Origin of the sequence: Streptomyces sp. NBC_00631 (assembly GCF_045206895.1) — a bacterium.
Classification (GTDB): Bacteria; Actinomycetota; Actinomycetes; order Streptomycetales; family Streptomycetaceae; genus Streptomyces.
Window position 1 is genome coordinate 8,251,638 of the sequence record NZ_CP107734.1, and the last position, 23,431, is coordinate 8,275,068.

Here is a 23,431-nt window from a genome sequence, read left to right on the forward strand (position 1 = left end):
CCGGTCGGCCGGTGGTGCCGGGTGCCGGTCGGAATCCGTGGTGCCGGGTGCCGATCGGGCGGTGCTGCCGTGCGTGGGGCTTCGGTCGTGCCGTTCCGGGGTGCCGGTCGTGCCGTGCGGTCAGAACGGGGTCTGGGGGCGTACCGCGTGGACGAGGTCCACGAGGTGTTCGTGGGCGGCGGGCGACTCCCGGTGCCGGACTGCGAGTTGCCGGTAGAGCGACTCCAGCCGCCGGCGCAGCTCGCGCTCCGGCGCGGTCAGGCGTCTGAGCCGGCGGGCGTCCGGCCGGCCGGGTGCGCGGCCCGTGGGAGCGGTCCGGTCGTTGAGGCGGTGCAGCGCGTCGAGCTTCCATTCGTGCAGCTCGGTACGGAGACGCAGCGCCTCGTCCTCGGACAGGCTCGGCTCCCCGGCGCCCGGACCGCGGCCCACCAGACCGGGCAGTTCGGCGAGGGCCGCGTCGACCTCGGCGGGCGCGGCGAGCGAAGCGACATGGGGGTCCCCCGGGACGAAGCCTGGGGGAGGATCGATGTCCCCGGGCAGCCGGGCCGCGCGGATGCGTACGGAGGCGATCCGGGCGACGGTGTGGTCCAGGGTGCCGGGCCCCACCCGGCCCAGCACGTCGAGGGCCGCCCGGCGGTCACCCGCGCGCAGCGCGAGCCTGGCGAGGCCCAGGGCGGCGCCGCCGTGCGCGGGGTTGCGGGCGAACACCGCCTCGTACAGCTCCCTGGCGCTGAGCCCGCCCGCGTCGGCGCCGAGCCGTTCCCCGCAGTAGGCGAGGGCCAGCTTGGGGGCGTACTCGCCGGGCAGTTCCAGGTGGACCCGCATGAAGTGGGTCCTGGCCTCGGCGACCTGCTGCGCGTTGCCGTCGAGGCCGGCGCTGCGCAGCGCGAGCAGGGCGCGATGCCACTCCAGCCGCCACCGGCGCACCGCGGACGGCCCCGGGATGGAGTCGGCGGTGTCCAGCTCCGTCTGTGCCCGCTCCAGGTCGTCCCTGGTGTTCCGGGCCAGCAGGACCCGCACGTTGTGCAGGCAGATCTCCACCGAACGCGGCTTCTCGTCCTCCTGGTCCAGGAGTTGACCCGGGTCGTAGCCGCTGCTCACCTCGAACCGCGCGGTCTGCGGGTCGCCCGGATACCGCCTCGGCACCGGCAGACAGCCGGCGATCTCGGCGGGGGTGGGGGTGCCGAGGTCCAGGGCCGGCGCGACGGGCGGCTGGTACCGGTCGGGGCGGGGCCGTTCCAGCCAGTGCTCGATGCCCGGCACCGTGCCGAGCCGGGCGCCGAGCAGCTGCGGGGAGGGCCGGAAGTAGTCGGACGGCTCGGGCGGATCGCTCTTGCCGCGCAGGGCACGGATCTCCCGCAGCGCCCCGCGCAGTTGACCGGCCATCTCGCGGGCGTCGGTGAACCGCCGGCCGGGGTCGTCCCGGACGGCGCGCTCGACGACCCGGCGGAAGGACTCGGTACCGAGGCCGGGCACCCGGTCGACGGCCCAGCCGGCGAGTTCCCGCAGGGTGACGCCTACGGTGTGCAGGTCGTGGGCGACGGTGGGCAGGCCCGTGAAGGCGGTCTCGGGGGCCATGTACTCGGGGGTGACATGGGCGGGCGGCGTGCTCTGCCCGTCCTCGCGCATGCCGCCGAGGTCGATGACCTTGACGCCGTTCTCGTGGTGTACGACGTTCGAGGGTTTCATGTCCCCGTAGACGAAGACCCGTTCGCCGCCGGCGTGCAGATGCGCCAGGGCTTCGAGGATCTGGCAGCCGTACGCCGCGACATGCTCGATGTCGAGCACCGACTCGCCCCGCCGGGTCTCCTCCACGACCTTGGCGAGGGTGCCGTCGCCGACGTCGTCCATGACGATGTGGCCGCCGGTGGTGACGCCGTCGTCGTCGCGCCGGGCGACGAAGTCGCGGATCTGGACGATGCGCGGGTGGCGGATGGCGACCAGGTTGCGGCGTTCGAGGTCGGCCAGCCGGGCGCCGTCGTGCTCGTACCGGTTGAGCAGCCCCTTGACGGCGACGACGTCACCGAGATGGGTGTCCGCGGCCAGGTAGACCCAGCCCTGGCCGCCGTGTGCGATGGGCCCCATGATCTCGTACTGGTCGCGCAGCAGCTCGCCCGCGGTGAGTTCGGGCTCGTACGAGTAGCGCGCGCCGCAGGCCGGGCAGTACCCCTTGATGGGCACCGGGCCGTGCGTGTACGGCGGGGCGAAGGTGATGCCGCAGCCGGCGGCCGAGCAGCCCATGCGGATGCGCAGCGGGGCCTCGGGGCGGACGAGCCGGGCCTCGACGGGGCGGGCGGTGCGCTCGGGGAGCGCGAGGAGGTCGCGAGGTCCGAGGTCCCGCGGGTCGTCGGGCAGGGCGGGCAGCCCGGGGTGCCCTTCGGCGCGGCCGCACAGGTCGCACCAGCCGGTGGGCAGGACGGTGCCGGTGCAGCGGGATCCGTCGAAGCTCCGGTGCGGGCAGCTGGTCATCCTTCCGCCGACCGCCTTCCCGGACCGCACCGGCCGCCCCGCATCAACGGCCTCCCTGGCGGTCCAGGTCGGCGCGCAGCGTCCTGAGCAGCGCGCGCACCCGGGTGAGCTGCTGCTGCGGGTCCCGTAACGCGTCGATCCGGCGGCGCTCGGCCCGGCGCAGGTCGGCCGTCTCGGTGGCGGAGCGCAGAGAGGCGCTGTCGACGACGTCGCGGCGGATCGCGTTGCCGAACTCCGCGAGTTCCAGGCGGCCGAGCAGCGCCTCCGTGTGCCGGAGCAACGCGGGCCGCAGCAGGTCGTCGCGTGCAGCGGTCCAGCCGGTGCCGCCCTCGTGCCGGAAGACGAGCAGTAACCGGAAGTCCAACTCCCTCAGCCGGGCCAGGAGTTCGAGCAGCGGACCGGGCCGGGGTTCCTCGTCGAGCCCGTCGACGACCACGGTGACGGGGCGAACCGGCGGCATGGGCCGAACGGAGCGCGCGGGCCCGGGGCCGGCACTGCTCGCGGGTTGGCGCGCGGTGCCGAGCAGCCAGTCCCAGTGGGCCAGGTACTCGCCCACCGGGAAGGAGATCCGGCCCAGGGCGTGGTCGGCGAGCTGCGGCCTGCTGTCGCCGCCGCGGTGGACGATGTCGGCGTGGTGCAGCAGATGGCGCAACGAGCGGTCCTTGCCGCTGCCCGGAGGTACGACGGTGATCTTCACCGGGTCCTCGTGCGGGTCCGTGAACCACTGGACAAGCCGCTCCTCGAAGCCGTGGTCCCACGCGTCCGGGCTGCTCAACTCCTTCACCACGGGCGAGAGTTCGGCGATGCGGTCGACGGGGACGAGATACGAGAAGGCCAGCCGGTTGTCCTCGGGCAGCAGCGCGCCCAGGTCGCCGCGCCAGCTGACGACGAGGCCGACCACCCGGGCCGGACGGCCGTCCTGCGGCCGGGTGCACACAGCGGCACCGCTGAAGCCGGCGCGCACCACCTGCGCCTTGGTGACGGCGTCGAGCTGCACCAGTTCGCCGCTGGCGCCACCGATGCGGCCCCACAGGCTCATGCCGTCGTCGAAGCCCTCCGCGTAGCCGGTGGCGTACACTTCCAGGCCGGCCCTGAGCCGGGGTTCCAGCCGGGCGGGGCGGGCCCGGGGACGGGGGCTGTCCAGCCGCAACACGGCGACGTCCTCGCCGTGTTCGCCCTCCGGCAGCCAGCCGCCCGGCAGGACCCGCGCGGCCACCGGCTCCAGCGCGCTGTTCTCGGCGAACTCCAGCCACATCACGGCGTCCGGATGACGCACCACGTGGGCGCAGGTCAGTGCCGTGTGCTGGTCGACGAGAACCCCGGCCCCGCAGACGGGGCCGTGCGCGTCCTCGCGTCGCAGCCGGATTCTCCAGTCCGCCCGCAGTTCCCCCATGGTGTCCCACACTACGCGCGGGACAGGTGCGTCCCTAGACTTGTGACCAGGTTGGATCGGTCAATCAACGGAAGCCGGCGGTGTGTTGCCATGGGGGATCCGGAACCGATCGGTCTCGCGGAGGCCATCGGCACGGTGCGTGCGGAGCTGGCCAGGGCCCAGGCGGAAGGCGCCCAGAGCGACTGGCGGTTCAGCGTGGAGCAGGTCAGCCTGGAGTTCTCGGTGCAGTTCCACCGCGCCGGTGAGGGCGGCGCGGGGCTGCGCCTGGGCGTGGTCGAGGCCCGGCTGGGCGGCTCGGTGAGCCATGACTCCACGCATCGCATCCAGGTCGACCTCAAACCCCTGCCCGGCCCCGACGGCCGCCACCACCGGGTGAGCCGCGAGGACGACGGCCTGCTCGGCCGGGGCTAGCCCCGGCCGAGCAGGCCGTCCGGGGCCGGGACGGCTCGCGCGGGGACACCCCCGTCGCCCCCGCGCGAGCCGGTTCGAGAGGCGCCGCGGTCAGAAACCGCAGGAGTAGTTGGAACCGTTGCCGGGAAGCAGGGAGTCCTTCACCCAGCCGACCGTGTTGTCGGAGATGTTCCAGAGCCACGTCCAGGTGCCGCCCTCGCCGGAGGTGTAGCAGTAGTACATGAGCCAGTCCTGGTTGTCGGCCCAGCCCTTGACGCCGCAGCTGGTGGTGGAGCCGCTGCGCATGTTGGCGGCGACGCCCTTGGTCATCCTGAGTTCGGTGCCGTCGTTCAGCGGACCGGTCTTGCCGCAGGCGGCGCTCGCCGCCGCCGGACCCGCGGCGGTGACCACCAGGCCCGCGGGGACGGCGAGGGCCGCGATCGCCAGCGCCGCCAGCTTCGCGCGGAATGCTGCTCGCATGTCTCGTTCCTTCCGGTAGGAGTTACGGAATCTCTCGTGGACGGTGGTCAGCAGCCCAGATAGCGCAGCCAGGGCCAGGTCTTGGGGCCGACGCTGCCGTCCTCGTCGAGGGTGGTCTGGCAGACGTCGTTGGTGGCGTGCTGGAAAGCCCTGGCCGCCGCCTGGGACTTGGGGCCGAAGATCCCGTCGACGGTCCCCGGGTCGAAACCCCGGAACTTGAGGAGGCACTGGGCCTCCTTGCCGGCGGCGGTCACCTGCGTGGTGGACGGAATCACGGTGCCGCCGCTGTAGTAGCCGGCCGTGAGCGGGCCGAAGCCCCCGGTCACGTTGCAGGTGTAGACCGTGGCCGCGGTGGCGGCTGTGGCCTCGGTCCCGGCGGCGAACTGGCCGGCGACCGTGCCGCCCAGCAGGACGACCGCGGCGAACGCGAGCGGAACGCGTCTGCGCGTCGTGGTGACTGTCATGGAAACCCCTGAACCCGTTGTGTTCGGTGCGCGGCCCATCGTTGCCGGGACGCCGTCCAACCGGCCATTGATCAAAGTCAGTTGGGACAACAGGGGACGATCCCGGTGCTGAGCTGCCGGGACGTCGCGCGGGACGGCGGGACGGCGGGATGTGCGGATATCGTGAAGGCGGGAAGGGTGCGGGACGGGGGCTGGATGGGTGCGCTGCGGCGTACGCGAAGGGTTGGGGCATGCCGCGATGGAGAGCGCTGCCCGAGTCGACGGATCCCCGGGTCCGCCGACTTGTGGTCGAGCTGCGCCGGTTGAAGGACCACAGCGGACTGAGCATGGTCGCGTTGGCGTCCAGGACGGAGTTCAGCAAGTCGTCCTGGGAGCGCTATCTCAACGGCAAGGTGGTGCCGCCCCGGCACGCCGTCGAGGCCATGGCCGACGCGTGCGGCGGCGACCGGATCGGGCTGGCGGCGCTCTGGGAGGTGGCCACCTCCGCCACGGCGCCTGGCCCCACGCCACCGGCTCCGCATGAGCCGCGTCCGTCAAAAGAGGCGCAGGAGCCGCAAGAGCATGAGGTCTCCCGAGCGGTGCCTGCGGAGACCCGGGAGTCACCGGCCCCCGGCGGCCGACCGGACACCGGCGGGCCGGACGGTGACCGACCGGACGACGGCCGGCCGCCGCGCCGCAGACGGCCGGTCGCGACCGTGGCCGGGGTGGCCGTGGTGGCGGCAGGCCTCGCCGTGCTGGTGGCGGTGGCCGTGGCGATCACCTGGCCCGGGTCGCCGTCGGGGGAGCCGGAGCCCGGCACAGCCGCCGCGACCACGAGGGTGCCGACCTCCACGTACTCCGCGGAGACGTTCCCGTGCTACTTCCACCTGCACGACGGCCTGCTGTACGCCGGGCACAGCACCACCCTCACCGACCCGTACCACGTCGGCATCACCGTCGAGGCGGTGGCCGAGGTGCAGTGCCTGGTCAGGCGGCACGGCTTCGACCCGAAGGGGATCGACGGCTCGTTCGGGCCCAACACCAGGGCCGCGGTCCAGGCGTTCCAGCGGTCCCGTGGGCTCACCGCCGACGGCATCGTGGGGCCCGTGACCTGGCGCGAGCTCAGGAATCCGGGTGACTGAGGACACCGGGCCGGGCCCGGGCCGTCCGTCCCGGGCGGCCACCGCGCCCGAGGTCCGCCACCTCGTGGAGCGGCTGCGGGAGGCCCGGGAGGGAACAGGGCTGAGCTTCGCCGCGCTGGCGGCCAGGACCGCGTACAGCAAGTCGTCCTGGGAGCGGTATCTCAACGGCAAGACACTGCCGCCCCGGGACGCGGTGGAGACGCTGGCCAAGCTGAGCGGCGCGGATCCCGTACGGCTGCTGGCGCTGTGGCGGCTCGCCGACCGCGCCTGGAGCGGACGCGACGCCCGCGCCACCGAGCCGGCGGGCGCCGACCGGGCGGGCACGGTCGTCGGCCCGTCCGGAGCCCCGGCAGACCCCAGCGGGCCGGAACCCAGGAACCGGAAACCGCGCCGCGGCACCGCCCTCCTCGTGGCGGCGGGGACCGCGCTGGTCACCGCCCTCGCCGTGGGCGCGGTGGCCTGGACGTACGGCGGCTGGCACCGGGAACCCGCGTCGAGAGCCACCACCGGTACCTGCCGGGGGGAGAACTGCACGGACCGCGACCCCGAACAGCACGACACGGACTGCTGGACGGACGCGGGCAGCAGGGCGCGACGGGAGATCGCCGGGCGGACCGTGGAACTGCGCTTCAGCCCGACGTGCCGGGCGGCCTGGGGCCGGATCACCGAGCCGCGCAGCGGGGACAGGGTACGGGTCGACACCACCGACGGGCGGCACCAGACACAGCTGGTGCTCGTCCCCGGCCGGTACCTCTACACCCTGATGATCGGCATCGGCCGCCCGTCCGAGGCACGGGCCTGCGTCGACCTGCCCGACGGCTCGGCCGCCTGCACCGGCTGGGGGCACTGACGCCCGGGGGCACTCGCACCGGAGGACATGGCGCCCGGCGCCCGTCCGGCCGCTCCGGCTCCGCCCCGCTGGATGATCTCGTACCGAGCTGACATCGGAAAGGTGTAACCGTGGGCGGCCCTGATCCGCGCTTCCGGGTGGCCGTGGCTGCGTTCGCCCCGGTCACAGGGGCACGTGGCGCCACCCGCCATGCCCGGCCGGAGTGGTCACCCCCCGGGGACACAAGAGTCCAGCCCGCCGGCTGCCCGGCGGGCTGGAGGGAGTGCGCCGGGTTGTCGGCCGGGTCCTCGACGACAGGACGGAGGGGCGACGCTCAGCCCCGGCGCTGCACCGGAAGCCGCATCAGATCGGCGCCCAGGAGCACACGGCCGCCGTATCCGCCGCTCTTCGCGCTGTCGCGCAGCAGGCGGCGCCAGGTCGCGTCGGAGACGGCAGCCGGGTCCCCGGGGCCGAGATGGGTGGCCACCAGCGTGCCCACACCGGCCTCGGCGGCGATCCCGCCGAGCTTCGCCACGTCGGTGTGGGTGGCCAGGATGTGGTCGATGAGGGCCTGCGGCAGGCCGAGCCCGGCCAGCCCGGCGGGGTAGACGGCCTCGTGCACCAGGACGTCCGCGCCCCGGGCCAGCGTGATGACGTTGGCGGAGGGGGCGGTGTCGCCGGAGAAGACGACGCTGCCGTGGTCGGTGTCGAAGCGGTAGGCGTAGGCCGGGTACACCGCCCCGTGCGGCACGAGTACGGCCGTGACCTTGACGTTGTCGTCCTCCATGACGGCGAACGGCTGCATCGCGGGCGCGGTGTCCGTCGCGGAGGCACCCGTCGCGGCCGGCGGCAGGACGTCGTGCACGTCCAGCAGGGTGGCCGGGTCGATACCGGCGTGCTCCGTCATGAAGAACGTGGGGGAGGCGGCGTACGCCTGTCCGGCCAGCTTCGTCATCTCGACGGTGCCCGGCAGGGTACCGGGGGCACCGGTCACGGTGGAGGCGATCCCCGCGGAGCCGGGGCCGTACACGGACACCGGTGTCCGGAACCCCTGGGCCCCGGAGGCTCCCGCGGCCAGCGACGGGAAGGCGTAGTAGTCGACGATGTGGTCGGCGTGCAGGTGGGTCAGGAAGATGCCGGTCAGCGACGGCAGCGACAGGCCCGCGCGCATGTACTGCGTGACCGCTCCGCGGCCGCAGTCCACCACGTACGTCCGGCCGTTCACGACCAGGGCGGACGAGATGCCGTACCGGTCCGCCAGCGGTGGCGGTCCGGCGTTCGTGCCGAGCAGGACCAGGGACAGGTCCGTGCCGGAGGTGTCGGCGGAGGTCGCGGCCGAGGCCTGCGAGGCTCCGATCAGCGACGTGGCGGCCAGGGCCGAGGCGGTGACCGCGCCCAGCAGGGTTCGGCGGGACGGGGCGGAGTGTTCGTTCTCCTCGGTGCTGCACATGGCGGCGGCTCCTCTGCGGGCACGGTGGGCACGTTGGTGGGAGTCACTTAATCGTTCTAGGTGGGTGGGCTGTCAATACCGGCCGCAGGGCGGTTCGACGCCTTGACCAAATCGATTTGTTTCGCCGAGGGAGCGGACGCCGACGCCCCCTCCTCCGGTGTAGCGGGCTACCCCCTTGGCCAGGGTGGGGTGCTCCATCGTGGCTTCGGCGGGTTCACGGAATGGTGGTGTGCGGAGCCGGGCGCCTCTCCACTGCTCTTGAGCAGGTCGGATTCCCCCTTGGAGGCGGCTCTTGTGCCTGCTGGCGTTTTCCGGACCGCTGTCGTGGAGGCTTCCTCGTCATGGCAACTGTCCTCCGTCGCCTGGGCCGCATGGCCTTTCGGTGGCGATGGTTCGTCGCTGTGGTGTGGGTCGCGGTGCTGGGTGCCGCCGGGTTCGCCGCGTGCTCGTCCGTGCCCGACCGGCACCCGACGGCCGGTCCCGCGCCGACGCCGCGGCCCGACGACGGGCGCGCCGACGCCGAGACCCCGCGCACGGCAGCCCCTGCCGGCAGCAGCCCGATGACGGGGCGTACCGGCCGGCGGAGGACTCGTCCGGGCATGATCCGGCCCCCCGTGTCGCCAGGGCGTCTGTTCTGCCGTTCGGGCAGGAACAGAACCCGTGTTCCGCCTGCCGTTCACTCCACTGCTCACGCGGTGGCAGCAGTCGCCGGCTCGGCGAAGGGTGCGGTGAGGTGGTGCGGGCGCAGGATCGTGTCGAGCTCCTCGGTGGTCAGTAGGCCGGCCTCGGCGGCGAGTTCCTTGATGGTTCGGCCGGTGGCCAGGGCCTGACGGGCAAGGGTGGTGCTCGCGGCGTAGCCGATGTGCGGGGCGAGGGCGGTGACCAGCCCGATGGAGCGGTGGACGCCGGCATGGAGGTGCTCGCGGTTGGCGGTGATGCCTGGGACGCACCGGGTCGCCAGGGTGTCGCAGGCCGCGCGCAGGTGGGCCAGGGAGCGCAACAGGCTGTAGGCGATGACGGGTTCGAAGGCGTTCAGCTGGAGCTGGCCCGCTTCGGCGGCCATGGTGACGGTCAGGTCGTTGCCGATGACCTCGAAGGCGACCTGGTTGACGACTTCGGGGATCACCGGGTTGACCTTGCCGGGCATGATGCTGGAACCGGCCTGCACAGGCGGCAGGTTGATCTCGCCGAGCCCGGTGGTGGGGCCGGAGGAGGTCAGACGCAGGTCGTTGCAGGTCTTGGAGAGCTTCACGGCCACCCGCTTCAGGACGCCGGAGAGCTGGACGAAGGCGCCGCAGTCCTGGGTGGCCTCGATGAAGTCGCCCGCGGGCCGGACTGCTTCACCGCTGATCTCCGCGAGACAGGCGCAGGCGAGCTCGGCGTAGCGGGGGTGGCCGTTGATGCCGGTGCCGATGGCCGTGCCACCGAGGTTGGACTCCAGCAGCAGGGCCGCGGCCTCGGTGAGGCGCTGGCGATCCTCCTCGATCATGACCGCGTAGGTGGTGAACTCCTGGCCGAGGGTCATGGGGACCGCGTCCTGCAGCTGGGTGCGGCCCATCTTCAGGACGTCGCTGAACTCGGCTGCCTTCGCGGTGAATTCCGCGGCCAGAAGCCGCAGTGAGTCGCCGAGTCGGCGCAGTGAGGTGACGAGGGCGAGGCGTACGGCGGTGGGGTAGACGTCGTTGGTGCTCTGGCCCAGGTTGACGTGGTCGAGGGGATGGACCACCTCGTAGCAGCCGCGTGGGTGGCCGAGGATCTCCAGGGCCCGGTTGGTGATCACCTCGTTGGCGTTCATGTTCGTCGAGGTGCCGGCGCCGCCCTGGATCGGGTCGACGACGAACTGGTCGGCACATCGGCCGCCGCGGATGTCCTGGCAGGCGGTGATGATCGCCCCCGCGATGTCCGGTGGCAGCAGGCCGAGTTCGCGGTTCGCGGTCGCGGCGGCCTGCTTCACCGCCGCAAGCGCGGCGATCAGCTCCGGGAACCGGGCGATCGTCGACCCGGTGATCGCGAAGTTCTCCACGGCCCGCACCGTGTGCACGCCGTAGTAGGCGGCGGCCGGGACCTCCTTGTCGCCCACCAGATCGTGCTCCACACGCGTGTCCTGCGTCATCTCTGCTCCTCGTCGTAGCCGTCGGCTTCAGCCGGTGTGCGGGTGCGGAACCTCTTGACAGGCCGCTGTCCGGAGGCCCAGTCTTACCGACCAATACGCAGAGCGCAATATATTGCAGTCGGTAGGAGGCACCGATGAACACCCCGAGCACCCCGACCACCAGCACAGACTCCCGCTCAGGGCCCCGACCGGGTCTCCTGCGGCGATGTCTGCGGATGCCGATCGGCGTGCAGTCGATCATCGCCGTCGGGCTCGGCGCCCTGATCGGTACCCTCGCGCCGGGCGCGGGGGAGCAGATGAAGATCCTCGGTGATGTCTTCCTCAACCTGGTCCAGGTCGTCGTCCTGCCCCTGGTCTTCCCCCTCATCGTGCTGGGCATCGCCCGCATGGAGTCGGTCAGGAAGGTCGGACGGATCGCCGCAAAGGCCATCCTCTACTTCGAACTCGTCACCACCGTCATCCTGTTGATCGCGGTGGGCCTGGCCGAGTTCACCGGCATCGGCAAGGGCGCCCCCGTCCACGCGGCCGACGCCAAAAGCCTGGACGGCCTGAGCCAGGGCATCGACTTCCACGAGCTGATCCTGCACGCCGTACCGAAGAACATCTTCGAGGCGTTCGGTGAGGGCAACCTGCTCGGCGCCATCACCTTCGCGCTGCTCGTCGGCGTCGCCATGGCCGCGATCGGGGAGAAGGCGGCGCCCTTCGCCTCCGTTCTGGAATCCGTCGCCGCGGTGATGTTCAAGGTCGTCGGCTACGTGATCCGCGTCGCCCCGCTCGGTGTGCTCGGTTTCATCTCCTACGACGTCGCGTACTACGGCTTCGGCAACCTGCGCAGCCTCGCGGGCTTCGTCGCCGTCGTCTACGCGGGCCTGGCGATCGTGCTCGGCGTGCTCTTCCCGCTGATCGCCGCGCTCTACCGCATCCGCTACGTCGAGTTGCTCAGGTCGATCGGCGGCCTGGCGGGAATCGCCTTCGTCACCCGTAGCTCCGAGTCCGTACTGGCGCCCCTGATGGGCAAGCTGGAGGCCTTCGGTCTCAGCCGGTCGACGACCTCGTTCGTCGTCCCGCTCGGCTACTCCTTCAACACCGACGGCTCCGTCCTCTACCAGGCCGCCGCCCTCGTCTTCCTCGCCAACGCCTACGGCGCCGACACCTCACTGCCCGCCCTGCTCCTCATGGTCGGCGTGCTGGTGATCCTGTCCAAGGGCATGGCCGGGGTCGCCTCCGCCTCCATCGTGGTGCTCATCGCCGCCGGCAACAGCATCGGACTGCCCGCCGAGGGCATCGCCCTGCTCCTGGGCGTGGACTTCATCGTCGACATGGCCCGCACCGGCGTGAACGTCATCGGCAACTCCCTCGCGGCCGCCGTGGTCGACAGCTCCGAGAAGCGGCGGGAGGCCAAACACGGCCCCGGCGAGGCTGTCCGAAAGACGGCCGCGCCCGACGACACGGCCGGCCCCGACTCTCCGCCGGCACGCACCCTTCAGAAGGACGCCGCGCAGTGACGAGCCCGACCGGCACCACGGAGATCATCGGCATCCTGGGCGGCATGGGACCGGCGGCCACCGCCGACTTCTACGCCAAGCTGGTGTCGATGACTCCGGGGCGCAGTGACCAGGACCACCTCAGGACGGTCATCTGGTCCGACCCCACCGTCCCCGACCGCACCGAGGCCCTCCTCGGTGACGGTCCGGACCCCACTCCCTGGCTTCTCAACGGCAGCCGGGTCCTGCGGGAGGCCGGCGCGACCGTCATCGCCATCCCCTGCAACACGGCGCACGCCTTCGTGCCCCGCATCGCCGGCCACGTCGGCCTGCCGATCGTCCACATGATCGGTGAGGTCGCCCGCCATCTCGCCACCCTGCGGCCACCCGTCCGGACCGCCGGGTTGCTGGCCACCACCGGCACCATCCGGGCGGGCCTGTACCAGGAACGACTCGACCGCTACGGCATACACCTCACGCTTCCCGACTTCGGTCAGCAGGATCAGGTCATGACCGCCATCCGCGCCGTCAAGGCCGGACACCGCGATGCGGCTGCCGCCGCTCTGGCCGACGCCGCCAGAGATCTGACCGGGCAGGGTGCCCAGGCGATCATCGCGGGCTGCACCGAGATCCCCCTCGGCCTCCCGGCCGATGCCGTCGACGTGCCGCTCGTCGACCCGGCCGTCGTCCTGGCCCGGGCCCTCGTCCGCAGGGCGCGAGCGGCGTGACGGGGGCGGCGGGTACACCACAGCAGGAGCGATGTATCGTACGCAATATGTCGCTCGACAGCCCTGTCTCCCGCCGCCTCCTCAGTGACGAGGTCTTCCACCGCCTGCGCGACTCGATCGTGCGCGGCGAACTGGTCCCAGGAGAGAAGGTCAAGGACAGTGAGCTCGCCGAGCGTCTCGGGCTCAGCCGCACCCCGGTGCGAGAGGCGCTCGCCCGGCTCGCCGACATCGGCCTGGTCGAGGCCAAACCCGGCGTCTACACCCGCATCACCACCCTCAACCGCCGCGACGTCGAAAAGACCCTGGCCGTCCTGCGCTCCCTCGACCAACTCGCCATCGAGACCGCCGTCCCGGTCATGACCGAGCGGGATCTGCGGGACATGCGCGAGGCCAACCGCTCCTTCGAACGTGCCGTCGCCGAGAACGACATCACGGGGGCCCTCGAAGCCGACGACCGCTTCCACGCCGTCCCCATCACGGCCGCCGACAATCCGGTACTGAGCCGGATCGTCGAGCAGCTCCACCCCCAGATCCACCGCATCCTCTACCGCAAGTTCTCCACGTTGCTCGGCGGTCGCAACACCATCGAACACCACAACCAGCTCATCGACGTGTGCGCGACGCGTGACGCCGTTGCGGCCGCCGGTCTCTCCGGGCAGCACTGGTCCGAACTCGGCGGGCACATCAACCAGCTGTTCGACACGAACCAGTTCGCCGAAGACCCGCCCGTCTAGACCACAGAGCGCAGTCCCGGAGGTGCCGCCGCACCCGCCACGGACCCGCATCCACGCAGGTCAAGAAGGATACGGCGGCATCGGTGGCTCAGATGTCCCGGAAGATCTCGATCTGCGCCCCGATCGTGTTGAGGCGTTCGGCGAGGTCCTCGTAGCCGCGGTTGATGACGTACACGTTGCGCAGGACCGACGTGCCCTCGGCCGCCATCATGGCCAGCAGGACGACCACGGCGGGGCGCAGCGCCGGCGGGCACATCATCTCGGCGGCGCGCCAGCGGGTCGGGCCCTCCACCAGGACCCGGTGCGGGTCGAGGAGCTGGAGGCGGCCGCCGAGGCGGTTGAGGTCGGTCAGGTAGATCGCGCGGTTGTCGTAGACCCAGTCGTGGATCAGTGTCTTGCCCTGCGCGACCGCCGCGATCGCGGCGAAGAACGGCACGTTGTCGATGTTCAGGCCCGGGAAGGGCATGGGGTGGATCTTGTCGATCGGCGCTTCCAGCTTGGAGGGACGGACCGTGAGGTCGATCAGGCGGGTACGGCCGTTGTCCGCGCAGTACTCGGGGCTGCGGTCGTGGTCGAGGCCCATCTCCTCCAGGACCGCGAGCTCGATCTCCAGGAACTCGATGGGGACGCGACGGACCGTCAGCTCCGACTCCGTGACGACCGCCGCGGCCAGCAGGCTCATCGCCTCCACCGGGTCCTCGGAGGGGGAGTAGTCCACGTCGACGTCGATGTTCGGGATGCCGTGCACGGTCAGGGTGGTGGTGCCGATGCCCTCGACCTTGACGCCGAGCGCCTCCAGGAAGAAGCAGAGGTCCTGGACCATGTAGTTGGAGGACGCGTTGCGGATGACCGTCACGCCGTCGTGGCGGGCCGCGGCCAGCAGCGCGTTCTCGGTCACCGTGTCGCCGCGCTCGGTCAGGACGATCGGGCGGTCGGGGCGGATCGCGCGGTCGACCTGGGCGTGGTACTGCCCCTCGGTCGCGGCGATGTCCAGGCCGAAGCGGCGCAGCGCGATCATGTGCGGCTCGATGGTCCGTGTGCCCAGGTCGCAGCCGCCGGCGTACGGCAGCTTGAACTGGTCCATGCGGTGCAGCAGCGGGCCGAAGAACATGATGATCGAGCGGGTGCGGACGGCGGCCTCGGCGTCGATGGAGGCCATGTCGAGGTCGGCCGGCGGCACCAGCTCCAGGTCGACGCCGTCGTTGATCCAGCGGGTGCGCACGCCGATGGAGTTGAGCACCTCCAGCAGGCGGTACACCTCCTCGATCCGGGCCACCCGGCGCAGCACCGTGCGTCCCTTGTTGAGCAGCGAGGCGCACAGCAGGGCCACGCACGCGTTCTTGCTGGTCTTCACGTCGATCGCGCCGGACAGCCGGCGGCCGCCCACCACCCGCAGATGCATCGGGCCCGCGTAGCCCAGTGAGACGATCTCGCTGTCCAGGGCTTCACCGATTCGAGCGATCATCTCAAGGCTGATGTTTTGGTTGCCGCGCTCGATGCGGTTGACAGCGCTCTGACTGGTGCCGAGCGCCTCCGCGAGCTGGGTCTGTGTCCAGCCACGGTGTTGCCGGGCGTCACGAATGAGCTTGCCGATGCGTACGAGGTAGTCGTCTGCCATGAGGCCGAGGTTATCTCAGATATGAGATGGCACCCGTTGGGGGGTCCGTTCGGGTGATGCCCTGTCAACGGGCCCGGCTGTTCGGCCCGTCGACCGTCGTTCCGGTCCCCGCAAGGGCGAGGTGAGAGCCCGTCAGGACGGCTCTGAGTATGTGGTCGGGAATTCCACCGGCCTCCTTCTCCTTCGGCCCGCGGGCCGAAGGAGATGCTCTGGAAGGTTCTTTGAGATCGAGATCCCGGCCGGTGTCGGGGTGAACCGCCGGGTCGTCCCCCGACTTCTCCGTGCCCGCGAAGGAATACGCATGACCGGCCCCATACGGGTTGGTCGGCCGCGTCGACATCGAGCTCGCGGGGTGCGGAATTGTTGCGGATGGCGCCCTGTGTGCGGGGCCGCGGCCACCGGGGTCGCCATCGGCGGCTGCCTGGGGGCGGGCGGCGGCCTGACGGGCATGCACTTGGGCTTCGTCTTGCGGGATACCCGAGTTGATGCGCTCTGGCATGTTTTCCGACGCGCCGACGATCCGCCGTGCGGGTTCCCCGCACCTCCGTTGGGGGGGGGCGGACGGCGGCGCCCGGGTGATGACGACACCACCTTCGCCGCCGCCCCGGCCGTCACCGGCGCCGGGCCCTGGTGGTGCGCCGCCACCCGAAGGGGCCCGGCAGGTCGATCGACGTCGTGCGCCGTCCCGTACTGCTGTGCGTGTGGCGCGGCCCGTGCTCGCCGCCTGTCGTGATGGACCAGGAGTGCCGGTTGATGTTCAGACGCACACCGGGCAGGATCCGGAAACTCTTGCGGAACGTGAGGGGCATGGTGTCTCCTTCCACCTCGCCGTGAGGCTTGCCGATGGACCTTCGGCTACCCCGACGCGGCGCCCTCAGCCCGGCCAGGACGCCTCGGCCCCGGCCCGGCGGTCCCGCGGACGTCTCAGGCGGCGGCGCACCGCACAGCGGGTCCGGGCATGACCAACCCGCGCCCGTGTACTAGAGTTATCTCGACATCGAGATATCTGCCTAGGCGCACCGTTGCCGCCACACCAGTAAGGCATGCCTAACTTAGTCTGACCTAACTGGATCGGCCAAGTCGGCGTGGCGGCACGATTGACGGTGGTACGCGCACATCAATGAAGGAGACTGTCGTGTCGGCGAACAGCTTCGACGCCCGCAGCACGCTGCAGGTGGGCGACGAGTCGTACGAGATCTTCCGGCTGGACAAGGTGGAAGGCTCGGCTCGCCTTCCGTACAGCCTGAAGGTGCTGCTGGAGAACCTGCTCCGCACGGAGGACGGTGCGAACATCACCGCCGACCACATCCGCGCGCTCGGCGGCTGGGACTCCCAGGCCCAGCCCAGCCAGGAGATCCAGTTCACGCCGGCTCGCGTGATCATGCAGGACTTCACCGGCGTTCCGTGTGTCGTGGACCTCGCGACCATGCGTGAGGCCGTCAAGGAGCTCGGCGGCGACCCGGCGAAGATCAACCCGCTGGCCCCGGCCGAACTGGTCATCGACCACTCCGTCATCGCCGACAAGTTCGGCACCAACGACGCCTTCAAGCAGAACGTCGAGCTGGAGTACGGCCGCAACAGGGAGCGCTACCAGTTCCTGCGCTGGGGCCAGACCGCGTTCGACGAGTTCAAGGTCGTCCCCCCGGGCACCGGCATCGTCCACCAGGTGAACATCGAGCACCTGGCCCGCACCGTCATGGTCCGTAACGGCCAGGCCTACCCGGACACCCTGGTCGGCACCGACTCGCACACCACCATGGTCAACGGCCTCGGCGTGCTCGGCTGGGGCGTCGGTGGCATCGAGGCCGAGGCCGCCATGCTCGGCCAGCCGGTCTCCATGCTCATCCCGCGCGTCGTCGGCTTCAAGCTGACCGGTGAGCTGAAGCCGGGCACGACCGCCACCGACCTCGTCCTCACCATCACCGAGATGCTCCGCAAGCACGGTGTGGTCGGCAAGTTCGTCGAGTTCTACGGCGAGGGTGTGGCGGCCACGAGCCTCGCCAACCGCGCCACCATCGGCAACATGTCCCCGGAGTTCGGCTCCACCGCCGCGATCTTCCCGATCGACGACGAGACCCTGAACTACCTGCGCCTGACCGGCCGCAGCGACCAGCAGGTCGCGCTCGTCGAGGCGTACGCCAAGGAGCAGGGCCTCTGGCTGGACCCGAAGGCCGAGCCCGACTTCTCCGAGAAGCTGGAGCTCGACCTCTCCACGGTCGTCCCCTCCATCGCCGGCCCGAAGCGCCCGCAGGACCGTATCGTCCTCGCCAACGCCGCCGAGCAGTTCAAGACGGACGTCCGCAACTACGTGGACACCGCCGACGAGGCGGGCAAGGAGTCCTTCCCGGCCTCCGACGCCCCGGCCACCGCCAACGGCGTTCCCAGCAACCCGGTCCAGGTGACGGCCCCCGACGGCACCACCTACGAGCTGGACCACGGCGCGGTCACCGTCGCCGCGATCACCTCCTGCACCAACACCTCCAACCCGTACGTCATGGTCGCCGCCGCCCTGGTGGCCAAGAAGGCGGTCGAGAAGGGCCTGACCCGCAAGCCCTGGGTCAAGACCACCCTCGCCCCGGGTTCCAAGGTCGTCACCGACTACTTCGACAAGGCGGGCCTGACCCCCTACCTCGACAAGGTCGGCTTCAACCTGGTCGGTTACGGCTGCACCACCTGCATCGGCAACTCCGGCCCGCTGCCGGAGGAGGTCTCCAAGGCCGTCAACGACCACGACCTCGCGGTCACCGCGGTCCTCTCCGGCAACCGGAACTTCGAGGGCCGTATCAACCCCGACGTCAAGATGAACTACCTGGCCTCCCCGCCGCTGGTCGTCGCGTACGCCCTCGCCGGCTCCATGAAGGTGGACATCACCAAGGACGCCCTCGGCACCGACCAGGACGGCAAGCCGGTCTACCTGTCGGACATCTGGCCGACCGAGGCCGAGGTCAACGACGTCGTCGCCAACGCCATCGGCGAGGACATGTTCAACAAGTCCTACGCCGACGTCTTCGCCGGCGACTCCCAGTGGCAGTCCCTCCCGGTCCCGACCGGCAACACCTTCGAGTGGGACGCCGAGTCGACCTACGTCCGCAAGCCCCCGTACTTCGAGGGCATGCAGCACGAGCCGGCCCCGGTCACCGACATCGCCGGCGCCCGCGTCCTCGCCAAGCTGGGCGACTCGGTCACCACCGACCACATCTCGCCCGCCGGTGCCATCAAGGCCGACACCCCGGCCGGCAAGTACCTCACCGAGCACGGTGTGGAGCGTCGTGACTTCAACTCCTACGGCTCCCGCCGAGGCAACCACGAGGTCATGATCCGCGGCACGTTCGCCAACATCCGCCTGCGCAACCAGATCGCGCCGGGGACGGAAGGCGGCTACACCCGCGACTTCACCCAGGCCGACGCGCCGGTGTCGTTCATCTACGACGCCTCCCGCAACTACATCGAGCAGGGCATCCCGCTGGTCGTCCTGGCCGGCAAGGAGTACGGCTCCGGCTCGTCCCGCGACTGGGCCGCCAAGGGCACCGCGCTGCTCGGCGTCAAGGCCGTCATCGCCGAGTCGTACGAGCGCATCCACCGCTCGAACCTGATCGGCATGGGCGTCCTCCCGCTGCAGTTCCCGGAGGGCGCCACCGCCGAGTCCCTCGGCCTGACCGGCGAGGAGACCTTCTCCTTCACCGGTGTCGAGGAGCTCAACAACGGCACCACCCCGCGCACGGTCAAGGTCACCACCGACACGGGCGTCGAGTTCGACGCGGTCGTCCGGATCGACACCCCCGGTGAGGCCGACTACTACCGCAACGGCGGCATCATGCAGTACGTGCTTCGCCAACTTGTCGGTTCTTGACCTGACGTGAACGAGCGCCCTGCCCCTGCGTCTCGCGGGGGCGGGGCACTCGCGCTCGAGGGGGCGGAAGACGCGCCTGCGACCATGATCGCACGCGATCTGTTCCCGGAGCGTAGCTGCGCATCCTACGACGACGAAGAACCCCGCACCTGATACCAGGTGCGGGGTTCTTCTGTCCTTGCGAGCGTGTGGCGAACGAGCGCCGCCAGGCGGGCACCGGATCCAGGAGACCGGACGGGCGGATCGCGTCCAGCGCGGCGAACAGCCTCGTGGTTCCTGCGCGCACGTAGTCGTGGGTGACCCGCTGCGGGACACCCGGCATCATCGGCAGCACCGGCTGGGAACGGTCCAGTGCCTGGATCTACCCGTTCCGCACGGTCATCCGCACCGGCACGACCGGGTACGTGTACGGCGTGTCGGTGCCGACCGCGAGCGCGGCCGTGTAGGTCCCGGCCACGTCCACCGCGGTCACGCCCGCGTCCAGCCGGACGGTGACGCTCAGGCGCTGGCCCGGGGCGAGCGTATGGGTGACGGGGGCGGCGGAGAGCCAGCGGACGTCGGTTGCCGGGACGCAGCTGTCGAGGCCCGGCAACCGCTCGACGTTCGCACGGGCGTCGAAGACGCTCGGCGCGCCCCCGACCCGGTAGAACCCGCAGGCGCCGCCGGCCCGGTAGAGGGGCGTGGCGGCGGCGGGCAGGGCCGTCCAGGTGCGGGCGGCCGGGTCGTAGGCGTAGCCGGCGCTGGTGACGGCGGAGAGGAGGTCGCTGGCCCCGCCGGAGAGGAGGAAGCGGCCGTCGGCGGTGGTGGCGGCCGAGGCCCACAGGTCGGTGGGGAGGTCGGTGATCGGGGTCCAGGCGGCGGTGGCCGGGTCGTACGCGTAGCCGTGCCGCGTGCCCTCGACCGCGGTGACGCCGCCCGCGCAGTACAGGGTGCCCGAGACGGCGCCGCAGCCGAGCCAGGAGACGGCCTCGGGGTAGGGGGCGGCGGCGGCCCAGGTGTCGGTGGCCGGGTCGTAGACCCGCATGGCGGTGGTGCCGCTGCAGTAGCCCGATCCGCAGCCGCCGACCAGGTACCACTTGCCGTCGAGCGTGGCGGAGGCCGCTGCCGCGTACCCGGCGGGCGCCGGGGCGGCGGTGGACCAGGTGTGGTGCTGCGGGTCGTAGACGTCGGTGGTGGGCACGGTGGCGCCGTCCGCCGTCCAGCCGCCGGTGACGTACAACTTGCCGTTCAGGAAGGCGGACTGGGGTGCCTCGCGGGGGGTGGCGGGACCGCCGGGGAGCGCCGTCCAGGCGGCGGTGACGGGATCGTAGACGTAGCCGCCGGACAGGACGGAGGTGCCGTCGATGCCGCCGACCGAGTAGACGCGGCCGTCCGGGCCGGTGGCGACGGCGTTGTCCATGACGGGGGTGGGGTAGTCGGTGACGGAGGTCCAGCCCGAGGCGGCGGAGGTCACCGCCGTGGCCGTTTCCGTGGCCGTGGATTTCGCCTTCGTCAGCCGGTCGGGGCTGTAGTCACCGGGGACGTACTGCGGGGCCGTGGCGTCGGCGGTCGTCGCCGTCGGGATGTCCCCCGACCGCTCGGTGAGGCTGACGGCGAGCGGGGCCGAGCCGGTGTTGCGCAGGGTGACCTTTGCGGTGGTGGCCTTCCCCTTGCGTACGGTCCTGTCGACCGCCGCCGGGCTGATCGCCAGCCGTCCGGCGCGCAGCGCCGCGTCGAGGCGGGTGGCGTGGTCGGCCTTGACGCTCACCTTCTTCGTCGCCGTGGTGTAGTGCTCGGCGCTCACGGCGACCTGCTGACGGCCCGTCCGCGGCACGAAGCGTACGTACGTACCGTCGCCCGCCGTGGTCACTGTGGCGCCGGCCTTGCCGCTCACCGTCGCACCGCTCACCTGCCGGCCGGTGTTGCGGTCCGTCACCGTCCCGTAAAGCAGGCCGCCCGGCACCGGCGCGCAGGTCATGCCGCCGAAGGCGACGTCGTCGACCTGCCAGTAGTAGGCGTTGTCGCCGGTGTAGCGGAACCGCACCCGGACGGCGGACTTCCCGGCCGCGGCCGGGAGGGCGATGCTCTCCGTCCCGGGGCCGGCGGAGACGGTGTCGCGGTGCCAGACCGTGGACCAGGTCGTGCCGCCGTCGACGCTGAGGTCGACGTCGGCCTTGGAGGCGTCGGAGAACTTCCTGTAGAAGGTGTCGAAGCGGACCGCGGGTGTGTCGTGGCCGGTCAGGTCGAGGACCGGGGAGACCAGGGAGGTGTGCTGCCCGTCGGCGAAGTAGCCGCTGTCGGCGATGGCGAAGCCGCCCGAGCCGCCGGTGAGGTTGCCCCGCCCGGCCGGGTCGTCGAAGCGCCAGGTGTGGCCGCTGCCGGTGACGCTCCACCCGTCGGGCGCCCCCGTGCCGTCGAAGGTCTCGGTGCCCTCGGTGAACTTCTGCCGGTAGCCGGGTGCCACGCAGGCGGCGGCGTCGACCGGGACGTCGAAGTCCTTGCGGCCGGCCGTGGCCCCCACCGTCAGGTCGGACGTGCTGACCTGGTAGCCGGAGTGGACCGGATCGACCTGGAGGGTGTAGGTGCTGTTGGCGGGCAGCTTGAGGGTGTAGCGGCCGGTCGCCGGGTCGGTGTACGTCCGGGTGGACGGCTCGTCGGTGACCTGGATGCCCGCGGAGAGCGGCCAGCCGTGCCCGGAGCCGTCCCGGATCCGCCCGCTGACGGTGACCAGGGGCTGGGCGGTGAGGGTGAAGTCCCGGGTCGCGCTCGCGCCGTCGCCGACCTCGACGGCGGCCGGCCCGGCGCTGCCGTAGCCGAACTTCGCGGCCGTCACGTCGTACGTGCCCGCCGGGAGCGTCATGTCGTAGGTGCCGTCGGCGCCGGTCGTCGTGGCGTTCGCGCCGGCCGTGATCCGCACCCCGGCGACCGGGTCGCCGGTGTCGGGGTCGGTGACCTTGCCGGTCAGCATGCCGTACGGGCCGGTGGTGAAGGCGGCGGTGCCGTTCGGGGTGCCGAGGCCGGTGGGGCCGTCCCAGCCGGGGCCTGCGGTGCACAGGTCGGCGGTGGCGCAGGTGCCGTTGGTGCCGGAGGTCACATCGTTCAGAGCGCCGTTCAGCGCGTCGTCGGGAGCGCCGGTGTGAGCGTACGGGTAGGCGTTGGGGTAGGACTTCGCGCCCGGCGTTCCAGCGAGCGCGTAGGTGGCGGCGATGATCGGGGCCGACGCACTGGTGCCCCCGTAGACGCCCCAGCCGCGGTCCTCGTACGTGTTGTAGACGCTGACCCCGGTCGCCGGGTCGGCGACGGCCGACACGTCCGCGACGGCGCGGCCGGCGCAGCCCCGGTCGGTCTGGAAGGACGGCTTGGGGTAGTAGGCCGAGCAGCCGCTGCCCGCGCCGGTCCACGCGGACTCGGTCCAGCCCCGGGTCGACCCGCTGTCCCGGCTCAGCGAGGTCCCGCCGACCGCCGTGACGTACGGCAGCGAGGCCGGGTAGCTGGTGCCGTAGCCGAGGTCACCGGTGCTGAAGGTGATCGCCACGCCCGGGTGCCTGTAGTAGGCGTCGCCGGGCAGGTCGCCGATCGCGCTCTCGCTCCCGCCCCAGCTGTTGGAGACGTACGTGGCGCCGAGCGCGACCGCCGTGTTCTCCGTCTCGCCGAGGTTGTCGATGGACGGGTCGTCCGCCTCGACCAGCAGGATGTGGCAGAGCGGGCAGGCGGCGCTGACCATGTCGAGGTCGAGGGCGATCTCGCCGGACCAGCCCGCGTCGGGCTGTGGGTAGTCGGTGCCGCCGCGCTGGTCGGTCTTGCGGAAGCAGCCGCTCGCGGTGGTGCAGGGCGGTAGGCCGAACTGGGAGCGGTAGACGGCCAGGTCGGCCTCGGCGTTGGGGTTGTCGTAGGCGTCGACGATGGCCACCGTGGCCCCGGCTCCGGCCGCGTCGGACGGCAGGTCGTAGGCGCTCTGGAGGTCGGCGGGGCCCAACCCGGCGGGGGCCAGCAGGGGTTGGAGCCCTTTGCCGGTCTGCCGGACATCGTCGCGGGCGACCGCGAAGCAGGCCATTTCGTTGGGCTTGTCGGGTCTTGCGCAGAGGGGATGCGTCGGCACGGTCGAGGCCGTCGAGGGGGTGTCGGCGGCGGCCTTGGTGGCGGCGGCCTTGGTGGTGGCGGTGGCGGACTGGGGGAGTGCCCAGACCAGTGTCATCAGGATGCCGAACAGGGCGGTTAACGCCGTCAGTCGGGCATGGAACAGTCTTACCTTGATCATCTGGGTCCTCCCAGACCTTCATGGACAGAAGGGAAACGATCAGAGGGGATCGTACTTCATGAACATGTCAT

Annotated in this window: 16 protein-coding genes and 1 pseudogene; 7 read left to right on the forward strand and 10 right to left on the reverse strand. The window is 71.5% G+C overall.

Annotated features, from left to right (window positions below):
* Positions 1-120 precede the first annotated feature (120 nt).
* Positions 121-2,469 carry a tetratricopeptide repeat protein gene (locus tag OHB00_RS37875; RefSeq protein WP_406441713.1) on the reverse strand — a complete coding sequence of 783 codons (2,349 nt, stop codon included), beginning with the start codon at positions 2,467-2,469 and terminating at the stop codon, positions 121-123.
* A gap of 43 nt (positions 2,470-2,512) precedes the next feature.
* Positions 2,513-3,862 (reverse strand): serine protease, encoded by a 1,350-nt coding sequence (locus tag OHB00_RS37880; protein WP_406441715.1) that lies wholly within the window; start codon positions 3,860-3,862, stop codon positions 2,513-2,515.
* A 90-nt stretch (positions 3,863-3,952) separates the two neighbouring features.
* Between OHB00_RS37880 and OHB00_RS37885 the strand changes: the two genes are divergently transcribed.
* A complete protein-coding gene (locus OHB00_RS37885) occupies positions 3,953-4,273 on the forward strand; it encodes a trypco2 family protein (protein ID WP_406441717.1) in 321 nt (106 codons plus the stop codon).
* Between the two features lie 90 nt (positions 4,274-4,363).
* On the opposite strand, the gene OHB00_RS37890 is transcribed toward OHB00_RS37885, so the two are convergent.
* Both OHB00_RS37890 and OHB00_RS37895 read right to left on the reverse strand, forming a co-directional pair.
* Entirely contained in the window at positions 4,364-4,732 is a 369-nt protein-coding gene (locus OHB00_RS37890; protein WP_406441719.1) for an SH3 domain-containing protein, read from the reverse strand.
* Positions 4,733-4,779: 47 nt separating this feature from the next.
* A complete protein-coding gene (locus tag OHB00_RS37895) occupies positions 4,780-5,196 on the reverse strand; it encodes a peptidoglycan-binding protein (protein ID WP_406441721.1) in 417 nt (138 codons plus the stop codon).
* 230 nt (positions 5,197-5,426) lie between these two features.
* Between OHB00_RS37895 and OHB00_RS37900 the strand changes: the two genes are divergently transcribed.
* Both OHB00_RS37900 and OHB00_RS37905 read left to right on the forward strand, forming a co-directional pair.
* Positions 5,427-6,317, forward strand: coding sequence for a peptidoglycan-binding protein (locus OHB00_RS37900; RefSeq protein ID WP_406441723.1), 891 nt, complete (start codon positions 5,427-5,429; stop codon positions 6,315-6,317).
* Positions 6,310-7,167: a helix-turn-helix domain-containing protein gene (locus OHB00_RS37905; RefSeq protein ID WP_406441724.1), complete on the forward strand. Its 858-nt coding sequence runs from the start codon at positions 6,310-6,312 to the stop codon at positions 7,165-7,167. The genes OHB00_RS37900 and OHB00_RS37905 overlap by 8 nt, the downstream gene beginning before the upstream one ends.
* A gap of 313 nt (positions 7,168-7,480) precedes the next feature.
* Here OHB00_RS37905 and OHB00_RS37910 read toward each other — a convergent pair whose 3' ends face one another.
* Together OHB00_RS37910 and OHB00_RS37915 are read right to left on the reverse strand one after the other, a co-directional pair.
* Positions 7,481-8,596: an MBL fold metallo-hydrolase gene (locus tag OHB00_RS37910; RefSeq protein ID WP_406441725.1), complete on the reverse strand. Its 1,116-nt coding sequence runs from the start codon at positions 8,594-8,596 to the stop codon at positions 7,481-7,483.
* A gap of 688 nt (positions 8,597-9,284) precedes the next feature.
* Complete coding sequence (locus tag OHB00_RS37915; RefSeq protein WP_406441726.1) at positions 9,285-10,709, reverse strand: aspartate ammonia-lyase; 1,425 nt, start codon at positions 10,707-10,709, stop codon at positions 9,285-9,287.
* A gap of 134 nt (positions 10,710-10,843) precedes the next feature.
* Here OHB00_RS37915 and OHB00_RS37920 point away from each other — a divergent pair, with 134 nt between their 5' ends.
* The 3 genes from OHB00_RS37920 to OHB00_RS37930 are packed head-to-tail and all read left to right on the forward strand — an operon-like array spanning position 10,844 to position 13,655.
* The gene (locus tag OHB00_RS37920) at positions 10,844-12,214 is read left to right on the forward strand and encodes a dicarboxylate/amino acid:cation symporter (protein ID WP_406441727.1); all 1,371 of its coding nucleotides are present in this window, start codon (positions 10,844-10,846) and stop codon (positions 12,212-12,214) included.
* Positions 12,211-12,921: an aspartate/glutamate racemase family protein gene (locus OHB00_RS37925; RefSeq protein WP_406441729.1), complete on the forward strand. Its 711-nt coding sequence runs from the start codon at positions 12,211-12,213 to the stop codon at positions 12,919-12,921. Before OHB00_RS37920 ends, OHB00_RS37925 begins: the two co-directional genes overlap by 4 nt.
* Before the next feature lie 47 nt (positions 12,922-12,968).
* Complete coding sequence (locus tag OHB00_RS37930; protein WP_406441731.1) at positions 12,969-13,655, forward strand: GntR family transcriptional regulator; 687 nt, start codon at positions 12,969-12,971, stop codon at positions 13,653-13,655.
* An 88-nt stretch (positions 13,656-13,743) separates the two neighbouring features.
* Here the strand turns inward: OHB00_RS37930 and OHB00_RS37935 are convergent, their stop codons facing one another.
* Both OHB00_RS37935 and OHB00_RS37940 read right to left on the reverse strand, forming a co-directional pair.
* On the reverse strand, positions 13,744-15,273 hold the full coding sequence (locus tag OHB00_RS37935) for a helix-turn-helix domain-containing protein (protein ID WP_406441733.1): 1,530 nt from the start codon (positions 15,271-15,273) through the stop codon (positions 13,744-13,746).
* A gap of 611 nt (positions 15,274-15,884) precedes the next feature.
* Entirely contained in the window at positions 15,885-16,082 is a 198-nt protein-coding gene (locus tag OHB00_RS37940) for a DUF4236 domain-containing protein (protein WP_406441735.1), read from the reverse strand.
* 326 nt (positions 16,083-16,408) lie between these two features.
* On the opposite strand from OHB00_RS37940, the gene acnA reads away from it, so the two are divergent.
* Complete coding sequence (acnA, locus tag OHB00_RS37945) at positions 16,409-19,123, forward strand: aconitate hydratase AcnA (protein ID WP_406441737.1); 2,715 nt, start codon at positions 16,409-16,411, stop codon at positions 19,121-19,123.
* A 247-nt stretch (positions 19,124-19,370) separates the two neighbouring features.
* Here the strand turns inward: acnA and OHB00_RS37950 are convergent.
* Both OHB00_RS37950 and OHB00_RS37955 read right to left on the reverse strand, forming a co-directional pair.
* Positions 19,371-19,484: pseudogene (locus tag OHB00_RS37950) on the reverse strand (IS630 family transposase); the annotation flags it as partial.
* Complete coding sequence (locus tag OHB00_RS37955; RefSeq protein ID WP_406441739.1) at positions 19,485-23,360, reverse strand: carboxypeptidase regulatory-like domain-containing protein; 3,876 nt, start codon at positions 23,358-23,360, stop codon at positions 19,485-19,487.
* Between the last annotated feature and the right edge of the window lie 71 nt (positions 23,361-23,431).